The following is a 1,715-nucleotide window of genomic DNA, read 5'->3' as shown; positions in this document are numbered from 1 at the left end:
GTAGTTGACGTTGAACAGCCGGTCCTCAGCGGTGACGCGCAGGACCTGGCGCCCGGCCTCGAGCGCGACGTCGCTGGCCGTGACCGTGGTCCAGGTTTGCCAGCCCCCGGTCGCCGGGAACGAGACCTGGGCCACGTCGCCGCCGGCCTCGACGCGCAGGGCCCCGCCGTTCGACTGCGACGCGACGCGGAAGTCGAGGTCGTAGAGACCGGCCTGGGCCACGTCGACGGTGTACTCGAGCCACTCGCCGGTCTCGATCCACCCGACGTTGAACCCGCCGCCGGCATCCGTGGTCGCCTGGACGTCGACGCCCTCATCGGCACGGAAGGCGCCGCCGCTGTTCTGAGCGTTGGTGTCGTTGTAGGCGGCGCCCTGCCCGCCCCGGTCGTAGCGCTCGGCCTCGATGCGGCCGGGGAGCGAGACGGGGGCGGCGCCGAACGGGGACTGGCCCGGCGCGCCTTGGTAGGTCACGTCCCACAGCCGGACGCCCCCGTCCTCGCTCGAGACCACCAGCCGGTCGCCGCTGGCGCCGAAGCTGAAGTACTCCTGACGGAACGTGACCTGCTCGAGCACGAGCGCGAACCCGTTCTCGCGGTCGAACGCCCGGATCGGCCCAAAGCCCCCGTTGTCGGGGTAGGCCGGCTTCAGCCCAGCGTCGGCCGACCGGCCCTCGTTGCCGCCCGTGATGAGAAACCGCCCGTTCGGCGTCCACTCGACGGCCTCGATCTTCTTGGTGAGCGGGAAGTCGATCCGCTCGACGACTTGGCCGGTGGCGTAGTCCCAGACCAAGACGAGCCCGTCCGGGCTCAGTTGCCCGCCGGCGGCGACGAGTTGGTCGTCGGGCGAGAGCCGGACGGACTTGATCGAGCTCTGGAAACCAGTGTACGTCTGGCGCAGGCCCTGGTCGGCGTCGTTGAGGTCGGCCGCCTCCCACCGCTTGACCGTGCCGTCGCGGCCGGCCGTCACAATAAAGCGGTCGTCTTGGGTCCAGTCGACCGAGTTGATGTCGGCGTCGCTGGTGGCGTTGTTGTCCGGGCCCTGGAAGACGACGGCGAGCGGCTCGTCGGGCCAGTTGGCAGGGTCCGGATCGGACGTGTCAAACACCACGAGCCGGCCTTGCTCGTCGCCGCCGGCCAGGCGGTCGCCGCCGTTGGAGAGGCCGAGCCCGTCGAAGCTCACCTCCGACCCGCCGTTGGGATTGGTCGAGTAGTTCCAGACCTCGACGCCGTCCGAGACGCGCCAGGCGCGCAGGAAGCCGTCCTCGCCGCCCGAGACCACGTGGGTCCCGTCGCGCGTGAAGGTGACCACCTCGATCTCGGCGCGGTTGTCGTGGGAGCGCCGCCAGATCTCTTGGCCGCCGGCGGTCCACAGGATGAGGTCGCCGCCGCGCTTGGCGCCGGAGACGATGAGCGAGCCGTCGGGCGAGAACTCGGCCGACTCGACCGAGGCCGTGCCGTTCTCGACGCCGAGCTGGCCGGTTCGGTCGCCTATGCGGGCCCAGTCGAGCTCGAGGTCGATCTGGGCTTGGGCCGGAAGGGTGAAGAGGGCCGCGAGGGTTAGGAGAGCGATGCGCATGGTCGTGGTGGGATGCGGGGAGAGGGGGTCAGCGAGAGACGGTCAAGCGGTGGACGTGGCGGACGGGGCCGGCCTGAACCCGGACGAGGTAGCTGCCCGCCGGCCACGCCTCGGCCCCGAGCGCGAGCGCGTGTGGACCG

1 protein-coding gene is annotated in these 1,715 nt (G+C 71.1%); it reads right to left on the bottom strand.

The features are described from left to right. The coding region (locus WBA11_RS10230; RefSeq protein WP_424520596.1) for a carbohydrate-binding protein at positions 1-1,575 on the bottom strand (1,575 nt) is incomplete at its 3' end. Between the last annotated feature and the right edge of the window lie 140 nt (positions 1,576-1,715).

This window comes from Rubrivirga sp., from assembly GCF_049648075.1.
Classification (GTDB): Bacteria; Bacteroidota; Rhodothermia; order Rhodothermales; family Rubricoccaceae; genus Rubrivirga.
This window is presented reverse-complemented; position numbering and strand designations above follow the sequence as displayed.